The 20,592-nt window shown below is 50.5% G+C and carries 19 protein-coding genes; 3 read left to right on the forward strand and 16 right to left on the reverse strand.

The features are described 5' to 3' along the window. Positions 1-25 precede the first annotated feature (25 nt). Positions 26-715, forward strand: a complete 690-nt coding sequence (gene yrfG / locus R3187_RS16445) for a GMP/IMP nucleotidase (RefSeq protein ID WP_318968151.1) — start codon at positions 26-28, stop codon at positions 713-715. A 15-nt stretch (positions 716-730) separates the two neighbouring features. On the opposite strand, the gene R3187_RS16450 is transcribed toward yrfG, so the two are convergent. The 12 genes from R3187_RS16450 to gspC are packed head-to-tail and all read right to left on the reverse strand — an operon-like array spanning position 731 to position 12,051. Next, entirely contained in the window at positions 731-1,474 is a 744-nt protein-coding gene (locus R3187_RS16450; protein ID WP_318968152.1) for a type II secretion system protein N, read from the reverse strand. Between the two features lies 1 nt (position 1,475). Continuing rightward, positions 1,476-1,946: a type II secretion system protein M gene (locus R3187_RS16455; protein ID WP_318968153.1), complete on the reverse strand. Its 471-nt coding sequence runs from the start codon at positions 1,944-1,946 to the stop codon at positions 1,476-1,478. Then, entirely contained in the window at positions 1,943-3,133 is a 1,191-nt protein-coding gene (gspL, locus tag R3187_RS16460; protein ID WP_318968154.1) for a type II secretion system protein GspL, read from the reverse strand. The genes R3187_RS16455 and gspL overlap by 4 nt, the downstream gene beginning before the upstream one ends. Next, complete coding sequence (gene gspK / locus R3187_RS16465; RefSeq protein WP_318968155.1) at positions 3,130-4,116, reverse strand: type II secretion system minor pseudopilin GspK; 987 nt, start codon at positions 4,114-4,116, stop codon at positions 3,130-3,132. The genes gspL and gspK overlap by 4 nt, the downstream gene beginning before the upstream one ends. Further along, on the reverse strand, positions 4,116-4,844 hold the full coding sequence (gspJ, locus tag R3187_RS16470) for a type II secretion system minor pseudopilin GspJ (RefSeq protein ID WP_318968156.1): 729 nt from the start codon (positions 4,842-4,844) through the stop codon (positions 4,116-4,118). Before gspJ ends, gspK begins: the two co-directional genes overlap by 1 nt. After that, the gene (gene gspI, locus R3187_RS16475; RefSeq protein ID WP_318968157.1) at positions 4,837-5,205 is read right to left on the reverse strand and encodes a type II secretion system minor pseudopilin GspI; all 369 of its coding nucleotides are present in this window, start codon (positions 5,203-5,205) and stop codon (positions 4,837-4,839) included. The genes gspJ and gspI overlap by 8 nt, the downstream gene beginning before the upstream one ends. Further along, complete coding sequence (gspH, locus tag R3187_RS16480; RefSeq protein ID WP_318968158.1) at positions 5,205-5,792, reverse strand: type II secretion system minor pseudopilin GspH; 588 nt, start codon at positions 5,790-5,792, stop codon at positions 5,205-5,207. The genes gspI and gspH overlap by 1 nt, the downstream gene beginning before the upstream one ends. Next, a complete protein-coding gene (gene gspG, locus R3187_RS16485; protein ID WP_318968159.1) occupies positions 5,792-6,235 on the reverse strand; it encodes a type II secretion system major pseudopilin GspG in 444 nt (147 codons plus the stop codon). Before gspG ends, gspH begins: the two co-directional genes overlap by 1 nt. A 1-nt stretch (position 6,236) precedes the next feature. After that, the gene (gene gspF, locus R3187_RS16490) at positions 6,237-7,457 is read right to left on the reverse strand and encodes a type II secretion system inner membrane protein GspF (RefSeq protein WP_318968160.1); all 1,221 of its coding nucleotides are present in this window, start codon (positions 7,455-7,457) and stop codon (positions 6,237-6,239) included. Further along, entirely contained in the window at positions 7,457-8,968 is a 1,512-nt protein-coding gene (gspE, locus tag R3187_RS16495; RefSeq protein ID WP_318968161.1) for a type II secretion system ATPase GspE, read from the reverse strand. Before gspE ends, gspF begins: the two co-directional genes overlap by 1 nt. Next, positions 8,968-11,085, reverse strand: coding sequence for a type II secretion system secretin GspD (gspD, locus tag R3187_RS16500; protein ID WP_318968162.1), 2,118 nt, complete (start codon positions 11,083-11,085; stop codon positions 8,968-8,970). The genes gspE and gspD overlap by 1 nt, the downstream gene beginning before the upstream one ends. Positions 11,086-11,115: 30 nt before the next feature. Then, entirely contained in the window at positions 11,116-12,051 is a 936-nt protein-coding gene (gspC, locus tag R3187_RS16505; protein WP_318968163.1) for a type II secretion system protein GspC, read from the reverse strand. A gap of 168 nt (positions 12,052-12,219) precedes the next feature. On the opposite strand from gspC, the gene hslR reads away from it, so the two are divergent. Next, on the forward strand, positions 12,220-12,630 hold the full coding sequence (hslR, locus tag R3187_RS16510; RefSeq protein WP_318968164.1) for a ribosome-associated heat shock protein Hsp15: 411 nt from the start codon (positions 12,220-12,222) through the stop codon (positions 12,628-12,630). Positions 12,631-12,640: 10 nt separating this feature from the next. Beyond that, positions 12,641-13,486: an Hsp33 family molecular chaperone HslO gene (hslO, locus tag R3187_RS16515; protein WP_413229037.1), complete on the forward strand. Its 846-nt coding sequence runs from the start codon at positions 12,641-12,643 to the stop codon at positions 13,484-13,486. 57 nt (positions 13,487-13,543) lie between these two features. On the opposite strand, the gene R3187_RS16520 is transcribed toward hslO, so the two are convergent. From R3187_RS16520 to greB, 4 genes are all read right to left on the reverse strand, one after another. After that, positions 13,544-17,287, reverse strand: a complete 3,744-nt coding sequence (locus tag R3187_RS16520) for a S8 family serine peptidase (RefSeq protein WP_318968274.1) — start codon at positions 17,285-17,287, stop codon at positions 13,544-13,546. A 361-nt stretch (positions 17,288-17,648) separates the two neighbouring features. Beyond that, the gene (gene envZ / locus R3187_RS16525) at positions 17,649-18,962 is read right to left on the reverse strand and encodes a two-component system sensor histidine kinase EnvZ (RefSeq protein ID WP_318968165.1); all 1,314 of its coding nucleotides are present in this window, start codon (positions 18,960-18,962) and stop codon (positions 17,649-17,651) included. Further along, positions 18,962-19,687, reverse strand: a complete 726-nt coding sequence (gene ompR, locus R3187_RS16530; RefSeq protein ID WP_141397766.1) for a two-component system response regulator OmpR — start codon at positions 19,685-19,687, stop codon at positions 18,962-18,964. The genes envZ and ompR overlap by 1 nt, the downstream gene beginning before the upstream one ends. Positions 19,688-20,067: 380 nt before the next feature. Then, entirely contained in the window at positions 20,068-20,553 is a 486-nt protein-coding gene (gene greB / locus R3187_RS16535) for a transcription elongation factor GreB (protein WP_413229038.1), read from the reverse strand. Positions 20,554-20,592: the final 39 nt, after the last annotated feature.

Here is a 20,592-nt window from a genome sequence, read left to right on the forward strand (position 1 = left end):
ATAAAACGAATAACAGGAAAAACCTATGCTGGACTGGGCAGAAATTGATACCGTATTGCTGGATATGGATGGCACCTTACTGGATTTGCATTTTGATAATCACTTCTGGCTGGAGCATTTACCGCTGCGCTGGTCTGAAATAAGCGGTATTACCCTGGCCGATGCCAAAGCCCAGTTACAGAGTGAGTACGCTGAATTAACGGGTAAAATACAATGGTACTGCCTGGATTACTGGGGCGAGCGATTACAACTCCCTATTACTGAGCTGAAACGTGAGGTAATGGATAAAATTCAGATGCGCCCCGATGTACCGGCATTTTTAACCGCCCTGAAACAATCCGGACGCAATGTCGTGCTGGTGACTAATGCCCATCCTGACAGCTTATCATTAAAACTGGAGCGAACCGATTTAGCCAAATATATCGACACCCTTATTTCCACCCATGAATTTGGTGTCACCAAAGAAAGCTGGGCCTTATGGCAAAAACTGCAGCAGCGGCTTGGTTTTAATAATGAAACCACATTATTTGTTGACGACAGCCTGCCTATACTGACCGCGGCCCAGAACTTTGGTATAAAACATTTACTAGCAGTAGCCAACCCTGACAGCCAGCAACAAACCAGAACCATCAGTGAGTTTCCGGCAATTACCGATTATACGCCCTTGCTGCAGGATATTCTGGCACATTCCAAACTGGAAAAAGTAGCTGAATAAGCTGGCTATTTGCCGCTAAAACCTGATGGTATAGCGGCCCTGCTCATCCGGCCGGCCGACAAATTGCATCGCCTGATGCACTTCCTGTGGCAGCCTGGCTTCAGGCTTTAAACTGCCATTAACAGTCAGGCGGTTGTTTTCCACCGCAGCAGTAACCGCCAGGCCTAAACTGTTGTTACCATCGGTTATCAGCACCGGGCTGCCGTCCTGACAACGTAAGTCAGCAACAATACTGTTCAGGTCAAGCCAGGTGCCGGTCGGCGGTTGCAACCGGGCATCCAGCCAGCTGGCATTGCCAGCCAGGCTGCTGCACCAGGGTTTACCCTGCTGGAACTCCTGCACTTCAATCATTAGCTCACCTGTTGCTGACACCGGCAACGGCAACTTAAGCAGTGGCAGTAACTGACTGACTGGCAACCGCACCAGTGCCTGCTCTATTTCAAGGCCACTGACACTATAGGCCACACTGGCTGAGACATAGGGCTGCTCACGCTCGCCAATACTGCCTGCCGTCACGTTCACCTGGGGAGCAAGACGCAATAACGACCAGCCATTAAACTGCCAGCGTAATTGCTGAAATTGTAAGCTCTGGTATTGGGCTACCATAGCTGAACCCTGCCAGAGGGTACCCTGTACCTGGCTCAGCTGTATGTTGGCAGGTAAGCCCAGCCAATGCACAAACCAGGCAGCAGGCACGAGGTACAGCATAAAAAACAAATAAGCGAGCACTGCAATTACCGTTAATTTCCAATACTTCATACTATTCAATTACCATCCGCCTTACCCGAACTATGCCACTGCGATCTGTATTGGCAACATCCAGACTGACCAGCCTGACTCCGTTGGCACTTTGCAGTTGCGCCAGCCAGCGCAACAACTGCTCAAAAGGGACGTCTTCCAGCACCAGCTGTAATTGCTCATTTTGTGGCTGCATCCGGCTAACCTGAATGTTATAGGTACGGGAGCTGTTGCTGACGATTTGTGCCAGGCTTCCGCCCACCCGGCTCTGACTGGACGCAGCCTGTTGCAGCTGCGGTAAAGCCTGTTGTAATTTTGCCAGCTGCAGCTGAGCCTGATTTAACGCGGCCTGCTTACTGGCGTGACCTTGCTGTATTGGCTGCCAGATTAACCAGTAGAGGGCACCCACGCCCAACACCACCGCCGCGACACTGACCAGCCGCTGCTCGCGTGCCGCTAAGCCACCCCACCAATTCTGAAGTTGCTGCTTCATGCTCTGCTCCGCATTACTACTGTGCCCTGTACCCGCGCACCATCGTTGCTTAACGCGCCCTGCTCTATCACATAGCCGGCACTTTCCAGCGCGGTTTTTAAACGCTCAAAGTTCTGAAAGCCACCGGCATTGGCGGAAAATCTCAGCTCGGTGCGCTCAGCATCAAACCGTAAACTGTCAACATTGATATCGCCCACTTCAGCCAGCTGACGTTGCAGGGCTTCTAACAAAGTCAGAAAACTGGCTGACTCGCTGCCCATACCCGCTGCAGCCAGCTTTTGCTCAATCTGGCGCGATAAATTTACAATTGTTTCGCCGGGAAAAGCTTGCTGATAACGGGCCAGGCTTTGTTGCTGAACCTGAGTTAACTGCCGATCGAGTTGCCAGATGGTAAAGCTTTGCACCAGCAGATATACGCCAAAGCAGCTGGCAGCCAGTGCTGCAGTGCTTCGCCACTGCTGCCAATATTTGTTGGTCTGACGCTTGGGCGCATAAGGCCCCTGCAACAGCGTAAAGTTGACCTGCTGCAGCTGTCTGGCCAGCAAGGCCAATGGCAGCTCAGGTTCCATACTCTGCTGTGACTGCATTATGCCAGTGGGCCAGGGGCTGTAACTGGCGATATTTGGCAGGGCAGCCAACGCCAGATACTGCGGCCACCAGCTACTATCTATCGCACTGGCCTGCCATGGCCCTTGCTTAATCAGCCACTGCTTATTCAGCTCTATGCAGGCGGGTAGCGGGTTATCAGGTAACAGCAGTGCGTCCGGCAGCATGCGTACCACCTTAAAACCGGCGTGCTGCAGCCAGCTAAGCCAGTCATCCATCCGTGCCCGCTTTACCACAGCCACCTGTTGCTGATACTGACCGTCCTGCTGCTCTAAATCACCAAGCGCCAGCCATAGCTGATCAATATCCTCGGCCTGTTCATCCTCCAGCATATAAGGCAATGCCTGCAAAATTTGCCGGGTCGGCCGGGTCGGCAGACTAACCTGTTTTAATACGACGTCGGAGGCTGGTACCAGCGCTACTACAGGCCGGTTGCCAAGGCGTTCGGCCAGATGCGTCAGCTCATCCGCGTTGGCGATTTCGCCTGACGCTATGATCTCATCATTATGGCTGGCCCAGACCAGCCAGCTGATGGTGTCGCCCGCCCGGCTTCCCAGCCTGATAATTAACTGTTCACTCACCCCTGGCCTCCAAATCGCCGGGCCAATACCCTGACTGTATTCTCATCATCTACTCTGAATATCGACGTTAGCACGAAACCACTTTCCAGATAAGATGTGGTTGCGACTAACTGAAAGTAACTGGATTTTATCGTTAACAATGCTTTGACGTCATCTGCCACTTCAATACCCGCTAATTGCGGCAAAGCCAGTAACTCATCGACACTGCTAAAGCCGCCCTCCGGCCTGTCCGCTATCATATCGGTGGCATCAGCTTCGGTTAGCTCCGGCACCAGTGCTGCCAGTAATACCGAGGTTTGCTCAGTCAGGGTATTAATATTCAGCAGCAACTGATTATTTTCCGGTATCACGCAGACATAGGGAAGCAGCAATTGTATATCGGCCGGCGTTATATCAAGGATCTGTCGTAGCTCACTGACTGAAACCATTAACGAGTTGGCGCTGTAATAGGGAAACTGTAAGGCGGCGTAATCATCTTCTTCTGCACTGCCAGCGGTGCTGAGCAAACTGTCGTCATCCAGCCAGTCATGCACTCTGGCGACCAGATATTCGGCAGGCATCGACAAATCAGTGGCAGCCAGTTCCAGTAAGCGATTAAAACCGCGCTGCGCCGCGGTCTGCTCAATCCGGCCGGACGGTCCGCGCTGCCCCGCCTGCTGCAACGAGTTTAAATTAAAACACGCCTGCAAATCAGTGATCTCACCAGCGATATTACCATCGGTAACCACAAAGCTGGCACCGCTTTGCGCCCAGTCCTGCTCAAGGTTAACCGTTTGCTCACCGCTGAGGCTGCGGCTTAACAACACCCGGGCAAAATTCTCAGCGCCCATGGCATACCAGAATGCCTGCTGTTGCTGCTGCAAATTTTGCTGCCGTTGCAGCTGCAATTGCAGGCGGCCGGTCATGTTGACAGCGATCACCACCACTATAGCCACAATCATTAGTACGGTAATTAACGCCGCGCCGCGTTCGGTTTTTAGCATCAGCGCTGGCCCCGCCGCTGATCATCCGGCTGACCCGGGGTATTGGTATCACCTTGCCGGTCGCGATTATTATTTTGCCGGTTCTGGCCGCCTGAATTTGGATCCGGGCTGGCTGCACTTCGTTGTACTACCATACCCGGCGGCAAACTGAATATCCGCTCTATATCGCCAAGGTATTGATGGCTCAGGCTCACTTTCACCGCTTTTGGCATAACACTGTCCTGCCATTTTTCCAGCCATTCGTCTCCCTGCAGATAATGAACAGTAAAAGCCGTCAGGTTCTGCTGTAATACCTGCTTTAGCGGTTCACTGCCTGCTACTGCGTCAGGATACAGACTGAACAGGCGTTGCAGCTCACCCTGCTCCAGCCGGTAGGCAACCAGCTGCACTTCAGCACGTGGCAAGATGTGCCCGGGATTGCGCCAGCCCTGGCGGGTAAAACTGAGGCCGTGGTCTTCGCTGTCCAGCAAATACTGCTCGCCGTAGAGCCGGTATTTAACCGGTGCTTCACCTTCTAACCGGACGTGGCGGGCGCTTATTTGCATAAAGTCGCGCTCCAGCATCAGCATGGTGCGCTGTAACTGCTGAATTCGTTCCGTCGCTTCCTGCGACAACTCGTCGCTGTTGGTAACACTGGTCAGCACAGCAACAGAGGCCAGGCCCACCATGGCGAATATCGCGGTAGCCAGCAACATTTCGATAAAGGTGAAACCCTGTTGTTTAACCACTGGGCTTGCCTACAAATGTAGTTAATTGCAACAGTACGTCGTCGGGCTGTTCAGCCAGGCTGATACTGACCACCAACTGACGTAAATCAGCATCTGGCACAGTGGTGGCCTGCTGGCGCCAAAGCCATTGCCGGTTCGCCATCTCAACCTCACCCTGTAGTATTTCTTTTGGCGGCCAGTTCGGTTCAAGCATCGCCAGTTGCAGCTGGTTGTTAGCAACATAACCGGCTATTGTCAGTTCTTCTATCTGACTCAGCGCCCGGATATGCCCCCCGCTGGCTTGCATAATAGCCAAACCGGCAGTGGCAAAAATCGCCATGGCAACCAGCAGTTCTAACAGAGTAAAGCCGCGCTTATTCATCAGCGCACCGTAACTATATCAGAGCGGTTAAGCGGAATAGTAAAATCGGTGCCAACGGTCTGAGTTACCTGGTCAAGTCGCTCACCCAGTTGGAACATTAGCCGGAACGGGCTGATTTCACCTGAGGATAAAATAAATACCTGGGGCAGTACCGGCGGTTGTTCGCTGTCAGTGGCAGCAAATTCATCATCGTCCTGCCAGTTAAGCTGGCTTAATAAACTCAGCTCTGCACCCGGCAAGCCTTCCAGCTCCAGCTGCAGCCGGATATCTTCAGCCAGGTCATATTGCGCGGCTGCCTTAGGCTCATCAGCCAGCAACCACTTTTCACCATCAAAATAAACAAAACTGTAACTGCCTTCCTGCAGCACCAGGCCCCACTCCTGTTGCTTTAACATGGCTGTTTCGGCAATAAACTGGAAAACCTGCTGGAAGCGCTCGGTTTCCTTATTCAGCCGCTGCTCTGGTGAATCACCACTGAAATTCAGCACAACGGTGGTCGCCAGTAAGCCAATCAATAGCATTACCAGCATTACTTCCAGCAGGGTGAAGCCATTCTGGCGCATCGGGCCTGGCAGCGGAGTCGGCATTAATTATTGCTGCTATCTGCCGCATCCAGGTTCCAGTTACCGATGTCATCATCAGTACCCGCTACCCGATCCGGGCCCTTACTGTACACATCAATCCGGCCAAGCTGGCCCGGACTCACCATAATATAGTCTTCATTCCATGGGTCTTTTGGTAAGCGACGAATAAAGCCGCCTTCCGGGAAAGATCGTGGCGCAGGCTGGGTGGTGGGTGCCGTGACCAGTGACTCGATACCCTGCTCTGTGGTCGGGTAAAACCCATTGCGCAAGCGGTACATATCCAGCGCACTTTCCAGCTGCTGTATATCGACCACGACTTTCTGGCGGGCGGCCTGCTCCTGATTACCCATTAAATTTGGCACCACCATACTGGCAATAATACCAAGTATAACGATTACCACCATTACCTCCAGCAAGGTAAAGCCTTTTTGTATCTGCCTTAACATTTTATCCACCTACCATATTATTTAACGCCAAAATTGGCTGTAATATTGCCATTACAATAAATAACACCATGCCCGCCATTACCGATACCAGCACAGGTTCAAATACTTTTAACGATACCGTTACCAACGACTCAAACTCTTTATCCTGAGCGTTGGCGGCCCGCTCCAGCATACTGTCAAGCTGACCACTTTTTTCACCACTGGCAATCATATGCAGCATCATTGGCGGAAACATCTTGGTTTGCTCCAGCGCATTTCTAAGCGAAGTGCCTTCACGCACCCGGCCGGTTGCTTCGGCAACTGCTTCTTTCATATAGCTGTTACTCAGCACATCGGCACTGATCCGCATTGCTTCAAGTAACGGCACTGCACTGGCATTCAGAATACTCAGGGTACGGGCGAACCGGGCAGTGTTCAGGCCCCGGCTTACTTTACCGAATATACCCAGCTGCAATGTAAAACGGTCCCAGCGGTATTTTAACTCGGGCTTGCGGAGCGCCCGCTGCCAGAACACGGCTGCCAGCATAATTGCAACCAGCACTAAGATGCCGTAGCTGCGGATAAAATCACTGGCAGCAATCAGAAACAGGGTGGTACCCGGTAAAGACTGGCCCATATGTTCAAACTGACCAACGATTTTCGGCACCACTGCTGCCAGCAGGATGCTGATTACCAGTACCGCAAAGCAGGTTAAAATAATCGGATACAGTAACGCCTGCAGGATCTGGCTGCGCATATGCTGACGCTGCTCAGTATAATCAGCTAACCGGTTCAGTACCTGCTCCAGATGACCAGACTTTTCCCCGGCAGCCACCATTGAGCGAAACAGATGGTCGAATACATGCGGAAACTCCGCCAGACCTTCCGCCAATGTATAACCTTCTACCACTTTCGAGCGCACTGCCATCATCATATTCTGTAAGCGCGGCTTCTCACATTGCTCAGCCACCGCCAGTAAGGCACTTTCAATCGGCAATGCCGCTTCAACCAGTGTCGCCAGCTGGCGGGTTAGCAGCGCTAATTCAGAGGCCGAAATTTTCCGGCTAAGCCACTTTCGGCCCGATGCCACCAGCTTTTCCTGTTGCGATGCCAGCTCAACACTCAGTGGCTGTAACTTTTGCTCACGCAACATCTGCCTGGCATGACGGGCATTGTCTGCCTCGAGTACCCCTTTATTTTTTTTGCCGCGTAAATCCAGCGCCAGATATTCAAATGCGGCCATTACACATCCTCACGGGTAACCCGCAATACCTCTTCCAGCGTGGTTTCACCGGCCAGGACCTTGCTGAAACCGTCCACCCGGATACTGGGACAATGGGCCCGGGCATATTTTTCAATCGACTGCTCGCCCTTGCCGTTATGGATCATCTCGCGAATGGTTTCGTCAACCTGCAACAATTCATGGATGCCGGTACGGCCACGATAACCGGTAAAGTTACAGTGTTCACAACCTTTGGCCCGGAAAATATGCTGGCCTTCTTTTTTGCTGATACCGAGCAAATTACGCTCTTCCTTATCAGGCTCATGTAATTCTTTGCAATGACTGCACAGGGTTCGCACCAGTCGCTGGGCCAGTACCCCAAGTAAACTGGATGACAGTAAAAACGCCTCTACGCCCATATCTTCCAGCCGGGTAATAGCGCCGGCAGCCGTGTTGGTGTGCAAGGTAGATAACACCAGGTGACCGGTTAAACTGGCCTGCACTGCTATTTGTGCGGTTTCAAGGTCGCGGATTTCACCGACCATCACCACATCCGGATCCTGCCGTAAAATGGCGCGCAGACCACGGGCAAAGGTCATACTGACTTTGGTATTAACCTGAGTCTGACCGATACCTTCAAGTTCATACTCTATCGGATCTTCGACGGTCAGAATATTCCGGTCTTTGGTGTTAATTTCCGTCAGGCCGGCGTACAGCGTAGTACTCTTACCGGAACCGGTCGGGCCGGTCACCAGAATAATGCCGTGGGGTTTTAAAATAAGTCTGGAGAATGCCTGTTGTACTGCTAACGTCATACCTAAATCAGCCAGATTTAAATGTGAGTTATTTTTATCCAGTAACCGCAGTACCACCCGCTCACCGTGACTGGACGGCATGGTCGACACCCGGACATCTACGGCCCGGCCGGCTATCCGTAAGCTAATCCGGCCATCCTGTGGCACCCGCTTTTCAGCAATGTCCATTTTTGACATAACTTTAATCCGCGAGACCAGTAAACTGGATAAGCGCCGGTTAGGTCGCAGTACTTCCCGTAACAAGCCATCCACCCGGAAGCGGATGATCAGCGCTTTTTCGAAGGTTTCAATATGAATATCTGAGGCGCCGAGTTTAATGGCCTCTCCAAGCATCGCATTGATCAGCTTGATAATCGGCGCATCGTCTTCATTTTCCAGTAAATCTTCCGTTTCCGGTATATCATCAGCCAGCGATGCCAGATTTACTTCGTTGCCAATATCTTCCATCAGCTGCTGAGCCTCAGACGAGTCACGCTGATAGCTGGCCTCCAGCAGAGCTTCAAACTCTGTCGCCGACAACGAGGTCACGCTAAAACTCTCTGCCAGCAAACGCCGCACTTCCAGCACCGATTCGGGCCGGGTGGTCGGTTGGACATACAGCAGCCAGCCGTCCTGCTGCTGTTGCAGCAGCACACCATGGCGTTTGGCAAAGCTGAACGGCAACCGGATACGGCTGCTTACCGGCTTAACTTCTTCCTCTGCTACCAGGCCTTCCATTAGTCGCGGCTTCCGGTAGCAGGCTGTTGTTCAGCCGGTTGCTGTTGCTGCTCTTCCATAAAGCGATCGAAAGTCGGTGGCAGGGCCAGTGACTCATCCCACTCCGGTAGTATCACCTGTCTGGTATTTGGCATTAAGCGGATACCTTCTTCATCTCGCAGCAATTGCTCAGCCCGGATATGGTTGTATTTCGCTTTCGAAATACCAGAGATAGCAGAGCCTTCCCGGACGATGGTCGCTTTAATAAACACCATCAGATTGCGTTTTTGTTTGGTAACACTGGTCGATTTAAATAAATGGCCTAAAAAAGGTATATCGCCCAGCAACGGCACCTTAGACTCACTTTCCTGCACGTCTTCGTCAATTAAACCGCCCAACACCACCGTGGCACCATCGTCGGTCATTACTGTGGTTTTTATTTCGCGCTTATTAATAGTGATATCTACCGGGGTAGCGCCGCCAATGCTCGACACTTCCTGCTCAATTGTCAGCTGCACGGCATTACCTTCGTTAATCTGCGGGGTCACTTTAAGCTTAATACCGACTTCCTGGCGCTGAACCTGCTGAAACGGATTGGTATTATTGGCGCCGGTGGTCGAACCGGTAATCACCGGCACTTCCTGGCCGACCAGAAAGAAGGCCTCCTGATTATCCATAGTAGTAATATGCGGGGTTGCCAGCACATTGGAATTGGTACTGGTGCGAACTGCCTGGATCAGTGCCGCCCAATCGCCCCGGACGAAACCTAACAAAGCGCCATTTAAACCACTCAGTAAATCTGCAGCCGGTTGATAATTACCCTCTGTATCAGGTACAGGCACCGTTACGCTCGGCACCCCAGGAATAGTGGACTGTTCAACCCGTGGTGGATTGGGCGTAGGTCTGGCCTGGAGCCCCGCGCCAACCGCACTAACAATAGGAATGGTATTACCATTACTAAAATTAGTACCGCCACCATTCTTATTCAGCCACTGCACTCCAAAATCGGTACCGTCACCTTCAAATACTTCAACGATAATAGCCTCAACCAACACTTGCGCCCGACGAATATCCAACTGACGGATCACATCTTCCAACGAGCGCATCATATCAGGCTGGGCGGTTACCACCAGCGAGTTGCTGTCGGCATGCGCTTCGATACTGATTTCCCGGCCGGTACCGGCACTTCGTCTGGCACCCTGAGCACCGGCAGCGCCTGTAGCACCCTGCACTTCTGCAACAATTGACTCACTGACGCCTTTTAATACCGGCACCAATTCTTCGGCTTTGGCGTATTTTAAATAATAAACCCGGGTATTGCCGCTGGTTTTCAATTCGGCATCCAACCGCTTGGCCAGTTCGATAACCCGCTGCCGCGCTTGCAGCTCACCACTAACAATGACGCTGTTTGTGCGCTCATCGGCGACAATTTTCGGAATTAAAAAATCTGGCTGTTCAGCACGGCCCTGGCTTTTATAAATATTCTCAAGGATCCTGACAATTTCACCGGCCGAAGCAAATTCCAGTTTCAAAATCTCCAGTTCCTGATCGCCTGCTTTATCCACACGTTGGATAATGTCCACTATCCGGTTTACCACCGCCGCTGGCCCGGTCATCATAATCACGTTGGAAGGGTCATAGTTAACGACATGGCCACCACCGGCCTGATTGCTGAACTGGCGCAGCAGCGGTGCCAGTTCCCGCACTGACACGTTACGCACCTGGACTACCCGGGTTACCATTTCATCGCCCACTCCGGGCTCGTCATCCGTTACTACCGGAATATTAGAGGTTTTGGCATCTTTATTACGGACAACTTTTAAAACGCCACTTTCCATTTCCACTACGGCAAAGCTGTACACTTCCAGCACATTTAAAAAGAACTGGTAATACTGCTCTTCGTTAAGCATTTCATAACTGCGGACGTTAATCCGGCCACGCACCTGCGGATCGACAATGATAGTTTTTTTCAGGTTCATACCAACGATATTGATAAACTCGTTAATATCTGTCCCTTTGAAATTAGGTGAATACTGCACTTGCTCAGTATCAGCCAAAACCGCAAAACTAAGCACTGCACCAGCCAGAAAACCGGCTATAGCGCGTCCTGAACCCCTGAGAAAACCACCTGATATCATGAGAAATTAACCAATTGTTATCTAATTATCTTATTGCGACAGACTAAACAGAATATCTCTGATTTCGCCGTCACGTTCTATTTTAATTGCCGCTTCGCTGGCATCTCTGAGCTCATTAATCACCCGCATTGCCTGCTGCATGTCATTAAGCGGTATACCGTTTATTTCGACAGCGAGGTCGTTTTGCTGCAACCCCAGCTGATTAAACAATGCCGGGTCTTTGCCAGGCATTAACCGATAGCCAACCAGATTGCCATCCCGATGCTGCGGTGACACCCGGACATAATCAAAAAATTTCATCGGCTCGGCCAGCAGCTCATCCCGGCTTACGGCTAACTCACTTTCATCTAATGAAGGCGCTTCAGCCTGCGGCAACGCTACCAGCTCATTTTCATACACGGGCTCGGGGTTATCTTCCCGTCCCAGGCCGGCATTAGCCTGCGCCATTTTGGTATATTCAATACCGTCGAGCATCAGGGTTTCAAAACGACCGGCCTGCTGAATCAGCACCCGGTCAATTAATACCTGTTTTAATACTGCATTGGTGCCGTCGATAGTATCGTTGACAGCATAAGTACCTTCATTGCCGCGACTTTCAATAATCGCGCTGCCACTGTTCGGATCTGGTTGTGCCACCACCCCGGTCAGCTTAACATTGAGCTGGGTTTTGGGTGCCTCAGTCACCACAGGTGCCGCCTGCTCTGGTTCGGCCGTTACCTTACCAAACAGAGAAAAACTCAATAGCTGATCAACAGAGGTTGCCGCTTTACCCGTTGTAGATACCGCAGTTTGCTGCAGCGGTGCCGGGCCTGCCAATTCCGGAGCAGGCACTAATTGCCAGCTTAAGCGCGCTAGCAGCCAGGCAAGCATTAGCACCAGCACCAGGTTCAGTAGCTTGCGTAACGTACTGACCGGCAGACGCTGGCTGTAGCGATTAAAATCTTGCATCGACAAGGACAGGTTCATTTCAGCTTTCTTATAATAAATTCGGTTTCATCTTACTCAGTTGTCGGCTTACCAACAAGAGCGGGCCGGTTTTTTTACAACTTAATAACAGCAAAAACGATGCCGACACTACGCTTCGCCAGTCGTTTGGCACTATAATGCTCATTCAGTTCAGCTTACAGGTTAAATATGACAACAACGCAAGCCAAAATACAGCAACATGACAGCATCAGGCTGGATAAGTGGCTTTGGGCATGTCGGTTTTATAAAACCCGCGCCCTGGCTAAAAGCATGATTGAAGGCGGCAAAGTACACTACAATGACCAGCGTTGCAAAGCAAGCCGCCAGGTCGAGATTGGCGCCACCATTAAGCTGGCACAAGGCAGCGATGAAAAGACCGTTGTGGTAATGGGGTTGTCAGAAAAACGTTTAGCAGCGCCACTGGCGCAGGCGCTATATCAGGAAACAACAGCCAGCGCAGAACAACGGCTGGCCCGGGCTGAATTACGTAAAACCAACAGCCTGTTTGCCCCACACCCGGATACTAAACCAGATAAAAAAATGCGCCGTCAGTTATTACTTTTAAAATCTAAGCAGTAAGAGAGACATTATGAACCCGGATAAGTTACACCGTTTTTTGTTTCAGCAAAAACATGTCAGAGGCGAGCTGGTGCAGGTTAGCGACAGCCTGGATCAGATGCTGCGTAATCATGATTATCCGCTACCGGTGAAACAGCTGTTAGCCGAACTTGTGGTTGCCACCAGTTTAATTACTGCCACATTGAAGTTTGACGGCGAAATTGCCGTGCAGTTGCAAGGCGATGGTCCGGTTAAATTTGCCGCAGTAAATGGTGACAACCTACAGAATTTCCGGGCCGTGGTGCGGCTGCAGGCTGAGCTTCGCGGCAGCGGCTTTCGGGAGCTAATCGGTAATGGCTACATGATAGTCACTATTACACCACGCCAGGGCGAACGCTATCAGGGCATTATCCCCCTTACCGGTGACACACTGACCAGTACCCTGGAGGGCTATTTCGCCCAGTCTGAGCAACTGCCTACCCGGCTGTACATTTATACGGACATTTCTGTCAATAACAGTGCCGCCGGGTTGATGTTACAGGTACTGCCGGTTGAGCCGGAAAAAGCGGCGGCGGACTTTGCCGAGCTGGTTGTCTTAGCCGATACCATTACAGGTAACGAATTACTGACCCTTCCTGCAGAGCAAATGCTGTACCGGTTATTCCATCAGGAACAGGTAGAATTATTCCCGGCGCAGGACGTCAACTTTGTTTGCGGCTGCTCCCGCCAGAAATGTGAAACAGCATTGTTCAGCATCGGCAAAGATGCGCTCAGTGAACATATTGCCGAAGGCAAACTGGAAATGACCTGTGAATACTGCAATCAGCAATATCAGTTCAGTGCAGAAGAACTGCAGCAAATAAGCGATCAGCTATAATAAAAACGCCCCGCAGTTGCGGGGCGTTTTTTATTCACTAAGTTTTATTAAAACAACTTAGTTTGTTTTAGTACGACGGCGTAACAGTGCCAACGGCAGTAACAACAGGGCAAAGATGCCAAAGCTACCGCTTGAGCCTTTGTTGACCGTTACCTGAGTGTTGACCGTGCCCCGCATGCCAGAACTGTCTGTTGCAGCAATGGTGACCGTATGCACACGCACATCCGATTTAACCGCCATTCTGGCTAACTTAAGCTGGCCATTTTCGACTTTAAACAACGGGTTGTTCGTGCTGACTGACACCAGACTAGCGCCTGCTTCGCTTACATCAACCGAAACGTTACCCAACACGGTACCAGCCGCACTGCCAATCAACACTTCCTGATTAGTCAGATTAACCGTTACCGCTGGCTGTTCATCCGGAATGTTGTTGACGTTAACAGTAACGGTTACCGGCGCAGACATATTACCGTTTGAATCCAAAGCGGCTACTTCCATTTGAATCTCAGTCATACCCGCTTCAAAATCCAGCACCGCTGAATTTGCGACGACGACCGAGCCATCATTCTGAACCCTAACGGCATCAGAGCTGCTGGCCAGAGTAACGAACTCAGTTACTACCGTGCGGAAATCCACTGTTGCAGAAATCTGACCGACTACAGTGCCATCAGCAGCATTTTCAGCAACGCTAAGCGTCTGACCGGCATCAACCACCGGCTGAGCAATAGGCGCATCAAAGTTAGCGACGGCTACCGCCTCTGCCTGAGCTGACATCATGACATAGTTACGGTTATCACCAGCAGGCCGCACAATATAAGCAGACTGACCTGGCGTTAGCACCTCGACATTATTATCAACTTCTTCATCGGCGGCAGTAGTAACAGCTTCAGCATCCGCGACATTCAGCTCATTCACTAAACTGATTTGCGGTGAGTACTCTACCCGTACCGGCGTAATAACCTGATCAGCGATAAAGTTAGCATTTAATGAGTAGCTGTTTGTATCGGTCCGGAAACGTGCTGTCACCGTGCGGCCAATATCGGCCGCAGTTAAGCCGACATCTTCAAAGCATGACTCTAATGTTACTTGCTTGCCACCAGCAAAGTGGTAAACATCACCCAGGTTACCTGACAACCGGCCAAAAGGTGTGTTGAATGATACCATTACCCCAGGGAAAGCAGCGTAGGCAGCGCCTAACCGGGTTACTAATAAGGTATTCATGGTGTAATCCAGTACGCCATCAGCATTGATATCCAGATCCAGCGCATAATTGCCCTGCAGCAGGTGATTTATAGCACCGTCCAGGTGGAATGTTGGATATAGTGCATAACCGGTATCACACCAGGACGCTTCTTCGATATCCATGGTGATAGCGCGGATATCGTGCATCGGTTGCAGTGCAGCATTAGCCGGTGAGGTTGCTACCAGTGCTGAAGCAAAAGGTTCAACATCAATGACGCCGGTATTGGTCAGTTTAGTGGCGACTTCGCCATCTACCATTTCACTGCTCAATGCCAGTTCACCAGCCGCTTTTGGTAACAGGTGATACACCAGGTGTAGGTCATGATCAGTGTCGGTGCTGGTATCATTAAAAATTAAAGCACCATCATACTCAGACTGATCGAGCATTTCTGCTGCCATATAGGCTAACCAGGTCATACCATTTGACAGGGTGAACTCAGGCAACTTGGCAGGATCGACCGTTAACGTCACATCAAAGTGAGTTGTTTGACCCGGCTGCACCGTAACAGTAGCCGGATGCTGCCAGCTTAGTGCGGCTGTCTCAGTTTTCTCAACAAAACGATCACTGATTGACAATGAATAGGTTTTGGCTTCGTTGCTGAAGTTTTTCAAACTCACTGTTTTGGTAATGCTGGTCGCTTCTGCCAATGTCTGCAAGCCAAAAGACAACGCAGCCTGGCGGGTATTATGCTCAGCATTGTAAACCCAGGCGGCAACCGGGCTGTTTACCGCTTTTTCAACGTCGACTAAACCAGCACCAATCATACTTATCGGTGCCAGGGCAGCATCAGGGTTAATATCTATCGGATCCCGATGCACGGTCATATTGGCCGTGTTCATCATGGTCGCTTTTATTTCAAAAGCATTACGCTCTGGCAGGGCACCACGCACTAAAGCGGTTGCGCCGGCAGTCATAGGACCAGAGAATGATGTTCCCGTTGCTGGTGCGAGACCATCACCGGAGCCGGCCTCTGCAACCATAATTGCCACACCCGGAGCAGTAATTTCTGGTTTCAATAAACCGTTCATTGACGGACCACGTGATGTGAAAGTAGCTACAGCACCTGCGCCGGATTTAGCGACTGAATTAATATCATAATTCACTTCCATGCCGTCCATTAGCATCGCGCTGACAGCATCTCCGACTTCCTTGGTAATCATCACCGTAGGAATAGTTATACCAGTACCGTCACCGCCAGCGACAATCGGTGCTTCACCCGGGTTACTGTTGGCAATTATAACAAAAGCAGCACCGCGGGCCTGCGCATTCAGAACCTTTTGTGAGAACGCACAAACGCCGCGTGACACTAATACCGCTTTACCGGTCAGGTCAGCGTCTTCGGCTAATGGATTACAGGCAGTGTACTCGCCTGGTACCAGTACTAACGGCGTATCAGCAGAATTAAAGGCAAAATCAAATGACGGATTAAAGCCGGCAGCCACCATCGCTACCTCTTCACCTTCAATTAGCTGGCTGCTGAAAGAGCCAACTAAAGCAGAAGGATGCGTCATGGCACCAACAGAAAGGGCATTAGGCGTGGTACTTGGCCCACCAACAATAAACGGTACATTGCCATCGTTACCGGCAGAGATCACCATATTCACGCCCAATTCAACTGCGCGCTGAATTAAAAACTGGCTGCCGGACTGGGTTTGGGTAGAACCAAAGTCGCCGCCTAATGACATATTGACAATATCAACCCGGTCAGCCAGATTGCCATCACCGTTCGGGTCCATTGCGGCTTCCAGCGCATTCACCTGCGCTAAACCAGTACAATTCACCGGAGCTGGAGCACATACTTTGTAACCGTAAAAATCAACGTCCGGAGCAATACCATTAACTGAGTTTGCTACAGAAGTACCGTGGCCTTCATTCGCCGGGTCAATCGGATTCGGGGTATTATTAATAAAGTTATAACCACCAATAACACTGCCCTGAGGCCAGCTTACCGCTCCGGTATTAGCGCGGGCTGCACTGTAAGCTTCTGCGGTGCCTGCACCACCTAAAGCAGCGTGAGTGTAATCAATACCGGTATCAAGAATTGCTACCCGCACGCCTTCACCGGTTGCTTTGCCAGACTGCACAGTCTGCACAGCTTTAATATAGGCCGCGCTGTCTGCTACATGCAGTTCGCTGTCATACATTGGCTTTACAGATGCCACTAACGGATTTTTCTGCAGTGCATCTAATGCTTCGGCAGAAGCATTTACCACCAGACCTGCAGCCAGGTTTTTGGTTGTAGTCAGAATTTGCGCATCGGTGTCCAGCTGCATTAATGCTGCAGTGACTTGTTGCTGAGCCTGTTCTGCCAGAACAACATACTGCTGTGCCCGCTGTTGATCAAAACCAGTTTCTGACAAGGCGGCACTTGCTGCCGGTGCATTTAAAACAACAAACCAGGCGCTTGGAGCTTGCTGTTGCTCGTTCAGACTGACGGTTACATTGCCAACAACTTCATGGACGCTTTGGCCGGAGGCAGCACGATACTGGTTAAAACCGGCATTTGCCGTGCCTGATATCGCAAGGCTGACTGCTGTCGCCAGTAGGGCTTTATTCATGGTTCCCAAGGTGTACTCCTTTTGTACTGCATAGGTACTTTTATATTTTTAGACAATGACTGGCTGCGGCAGAGGGTGCAGCAAAAAGCTCAGTCACCGGAACATCATCGCTCATCCGCTGCTATGCTGTGGATTGCACAATAAGCAGCGTGGCTGGCAAGCCCGTTTGACTCGCCTTAGCGCACATTCTTTTATCACAAATGTAATTGGATGTAATTTGGAAATTGTAAGGAATTGCGACATAGCAGTGTAAAAAAACAACGAAACAAACTGCTTATTGTTACTAAATGTTGACAGCAGCAAAGAAGTGAAAGCACTAAGTCACTGTTAGTCAAGTCAAAATAAATGAAATGTTAAGGTATTACACAGCTGCTTTAACCGGCAAATATACTCTGACGACCAGACCTCCATGGGCATGATTAAATAAACTGATCCCGCCTTGATGGGCATCGACTATTTTCTTAATAATCGCCAGCCCTAAGCCTGAACCACCACTGCCGCGGGCTTCATCGCCTTGGGTGAAAGGTGCAAACATTGCCTCCATTTTATGCTCAGGAATACCAGGGCCATGATCCCGGACTTCCAGATAGACCTGTTTGCGACTTTTTTCATAGCCGGTACTAATTTCTATATCGCCATCACTGTAGCGTAACGCATTTTCCAGCAAGTTATTCAGCACCCGTTTTATCGCTATTTTGCGCAACATAATAGCCGGCAGCTTCGGGTCTAGTTCAGTGATAAAATGGCGTTGCTGCACCTGCTCTGCCAGGACCAGCTCGTTAATCAACTCATTTAAATCAACACTTTGCAGGCTTTCCTGCTTATGATGGCGCAGAAAATCAATAAACTGGTCAATAATGGCATTCATATCGTCAATATCGTTGACAATGCCATCGCGGATCCAGCTGTCCGGTTCAGCCATCATTTCTGACGCCAACCGGATCCGGGTCAGGGGTGTACGGAGGTCGTGAGATACCCCTGCCATCAGTAATGCCCTGTCCTGCTCCAGCCGTTTTATGCCTTCAGCCATATAGTTAAAGGCCCGAATCACCGAAATAATCTCAGTTGAGCCTTTATCAGCATTTAAAGGTGGCGGAATATCACCGCGGCCTACCTGCAAAGCCGCCTGCTGCAATGACTTTAATGGCCGGTTTAAATGGCGGGCAAATACCCAGGCGCCACCCACACTCAAAATACCGATTAGTAATAAGTAAAACGTCAGCGGTGAAAAGTCGGTTTCATCGAGGCCGGATAACGGTACCTTTACCCAGTAAGCCGGCGCTTGCGGAGGCCTAACCCAAAAAGTAAAGGTATTTCCCTGCTCAATCCGCACCTCGGCTTCGCCATCCAGCTCAGCCGACATTTGCTCTGAAAAATAACCGTAGTAACGGGCATTGGCCAAGCCCTGTTGCATCGCCTCAGTTTCGCTATACACCTCAATGCCGGTGGCTTCACTGAAACGGCGGGTCAGCTCATCCGACAGCACTGGTGTGTTCTGACCCACGTCAATAAACACCACCTTAATTTGCTTAGCAATTAAATGGTTTATTTGTTGGGTGGTCGGTTTAATAAAGTAAAGCGCTACCGATACATAAGAGACCAATTGGTTAATCAGTAATAAAAAACCAATTAAAAATACAGTCTGACCAAAAGCGCTACGGGGTAGCAAACGCATCAGGCAATGCTGCCGTCTGGCACAAAGACGTATCCCAACCCCCAGACCGTCTGAATATAACGGGGATTAGTGGCATCGTCTTCCAGCATCCGTCTTAAACGCGAAACCTGAACGTCAATGCTGCGCTCCATTGCCGAATAATCGCGGCCACGGGCCTGATTCATCAGTTTATCGCGGGACAGTGGCTCCCGCGGATGGCTGACCAGTACTTTGAGCACAGCATATTCACCACTGGTCAGTGGCAGCGGCTGGTCGCCCTTGCGCATTTCGCGGGTGGCTAAATTAAACGTGAAAGGACCAAAGCTGATAACGGTTTCTTCCTGCGAGGGTGCGCCGGGTAAATCCTTACTTTTGCGGCGCAATACCGCGCGGATCCGCGCCAGTAATTCACGTGGATTAAAAGGTTTCGGCAAATAATCATCAGCGCCCATTTCCAGGCCAATGATCCGGTCTACCTCATCTCCTTTCGCGGTTAACATGATAATAGGCACATCATTGTTTTGCTGACGTAACTTACGGCAGATTGACAAGCCGTCTTCACCAGGTAACATCAGATCAAGCACGACCAGATGAAAATGCTCGCGTTCCATCAACCGCTGCATCTGCTCATAGTTGCCAACGCTGCGCACCTGATATCCCTGCTCCACCAGGTAGCGTTCAAGCAGGGCCCGCAAACGTAAATCATCATCTACTACAATAATTTTCAGAGTTTCCTGGCTGGTCATCACACAAGCTTCCGTTGTTTTTTCTCACTATAAACGAAAAAACCGCCATTGTTACTACAATGGCGGTTAAACTGTGTTACAAAACTTTTCAGTTCGCCTTACTGTCCTCTCGCAGTTCGCGTTTGACTGGGGGGTTCACCCAATACACTCTGGAAGCACTCCCATAGTAGCGGGCTGAATTCTCAACCTGGTGCATATACTCGTAATCAGGTGTTATTACATATTTAGGTGTAACACTGCATGCTGTCAGCAATGACACTGCCGGAATAATTAAAAAAAGCTTGCGACGGGATTTCATCTTGAGGCCCTCCCATAAAGCTAAAATCCTGTTTAAGTATAGTACATTTTTTAAACGCCACTCTGATTTCGTTTGGCCGGCGCTAATAGCTGATTGCGGTGATCAGATACCAGCGCTCCCCGGCAGGCGTAATCACTTTTACTTCGTCATCCAGTGATTTACCCAGTATTGCTCTGGCGAGCGGCGAGTCAATGCTAAGCTTATTCAGACGCAAATCAAACTCGTCCGGCCCCACCAGCCGATAACGTTTTACCTCACCGCTGTCATCTTCAAGATCGACCCAGGCTCCAAAGTAAACCTTACCTTGCTGCTGTGCCGACGGATAGACTATCCGCAGCTGCTCCAGGCGCTTGGTCAGAAAGCGGACCCGTCGGTCAATTTCTCTTAAGCGTTTCTTGCCATAAATATACTCTGCATTTTCTGAACGATCACCCAGCGCTGCGGCATCAGCAACCTGCTGAGTGACCCGCGGCCGCTCTTCCTTCCACAGATAACGCAGTTCCCGCTCCAGAATATCGTAGCCTTCCCGTGTAATCAGATTGGATTTTTTTATGCTGAAAGTAGACAATTCACCCTGCTTTTCATATTTCGTATCATACTTTGCCTG

The organism is Arsukibacterium sp. (assembly GCF_033721375.1).
In the GTDB taxonomy this organism is placed as follows: domain Bacteria; phylum Pseudomonadota; class Gammaproteobacteria; order Enterobacterales; family Alteromonadaceae; genus Alishewanella.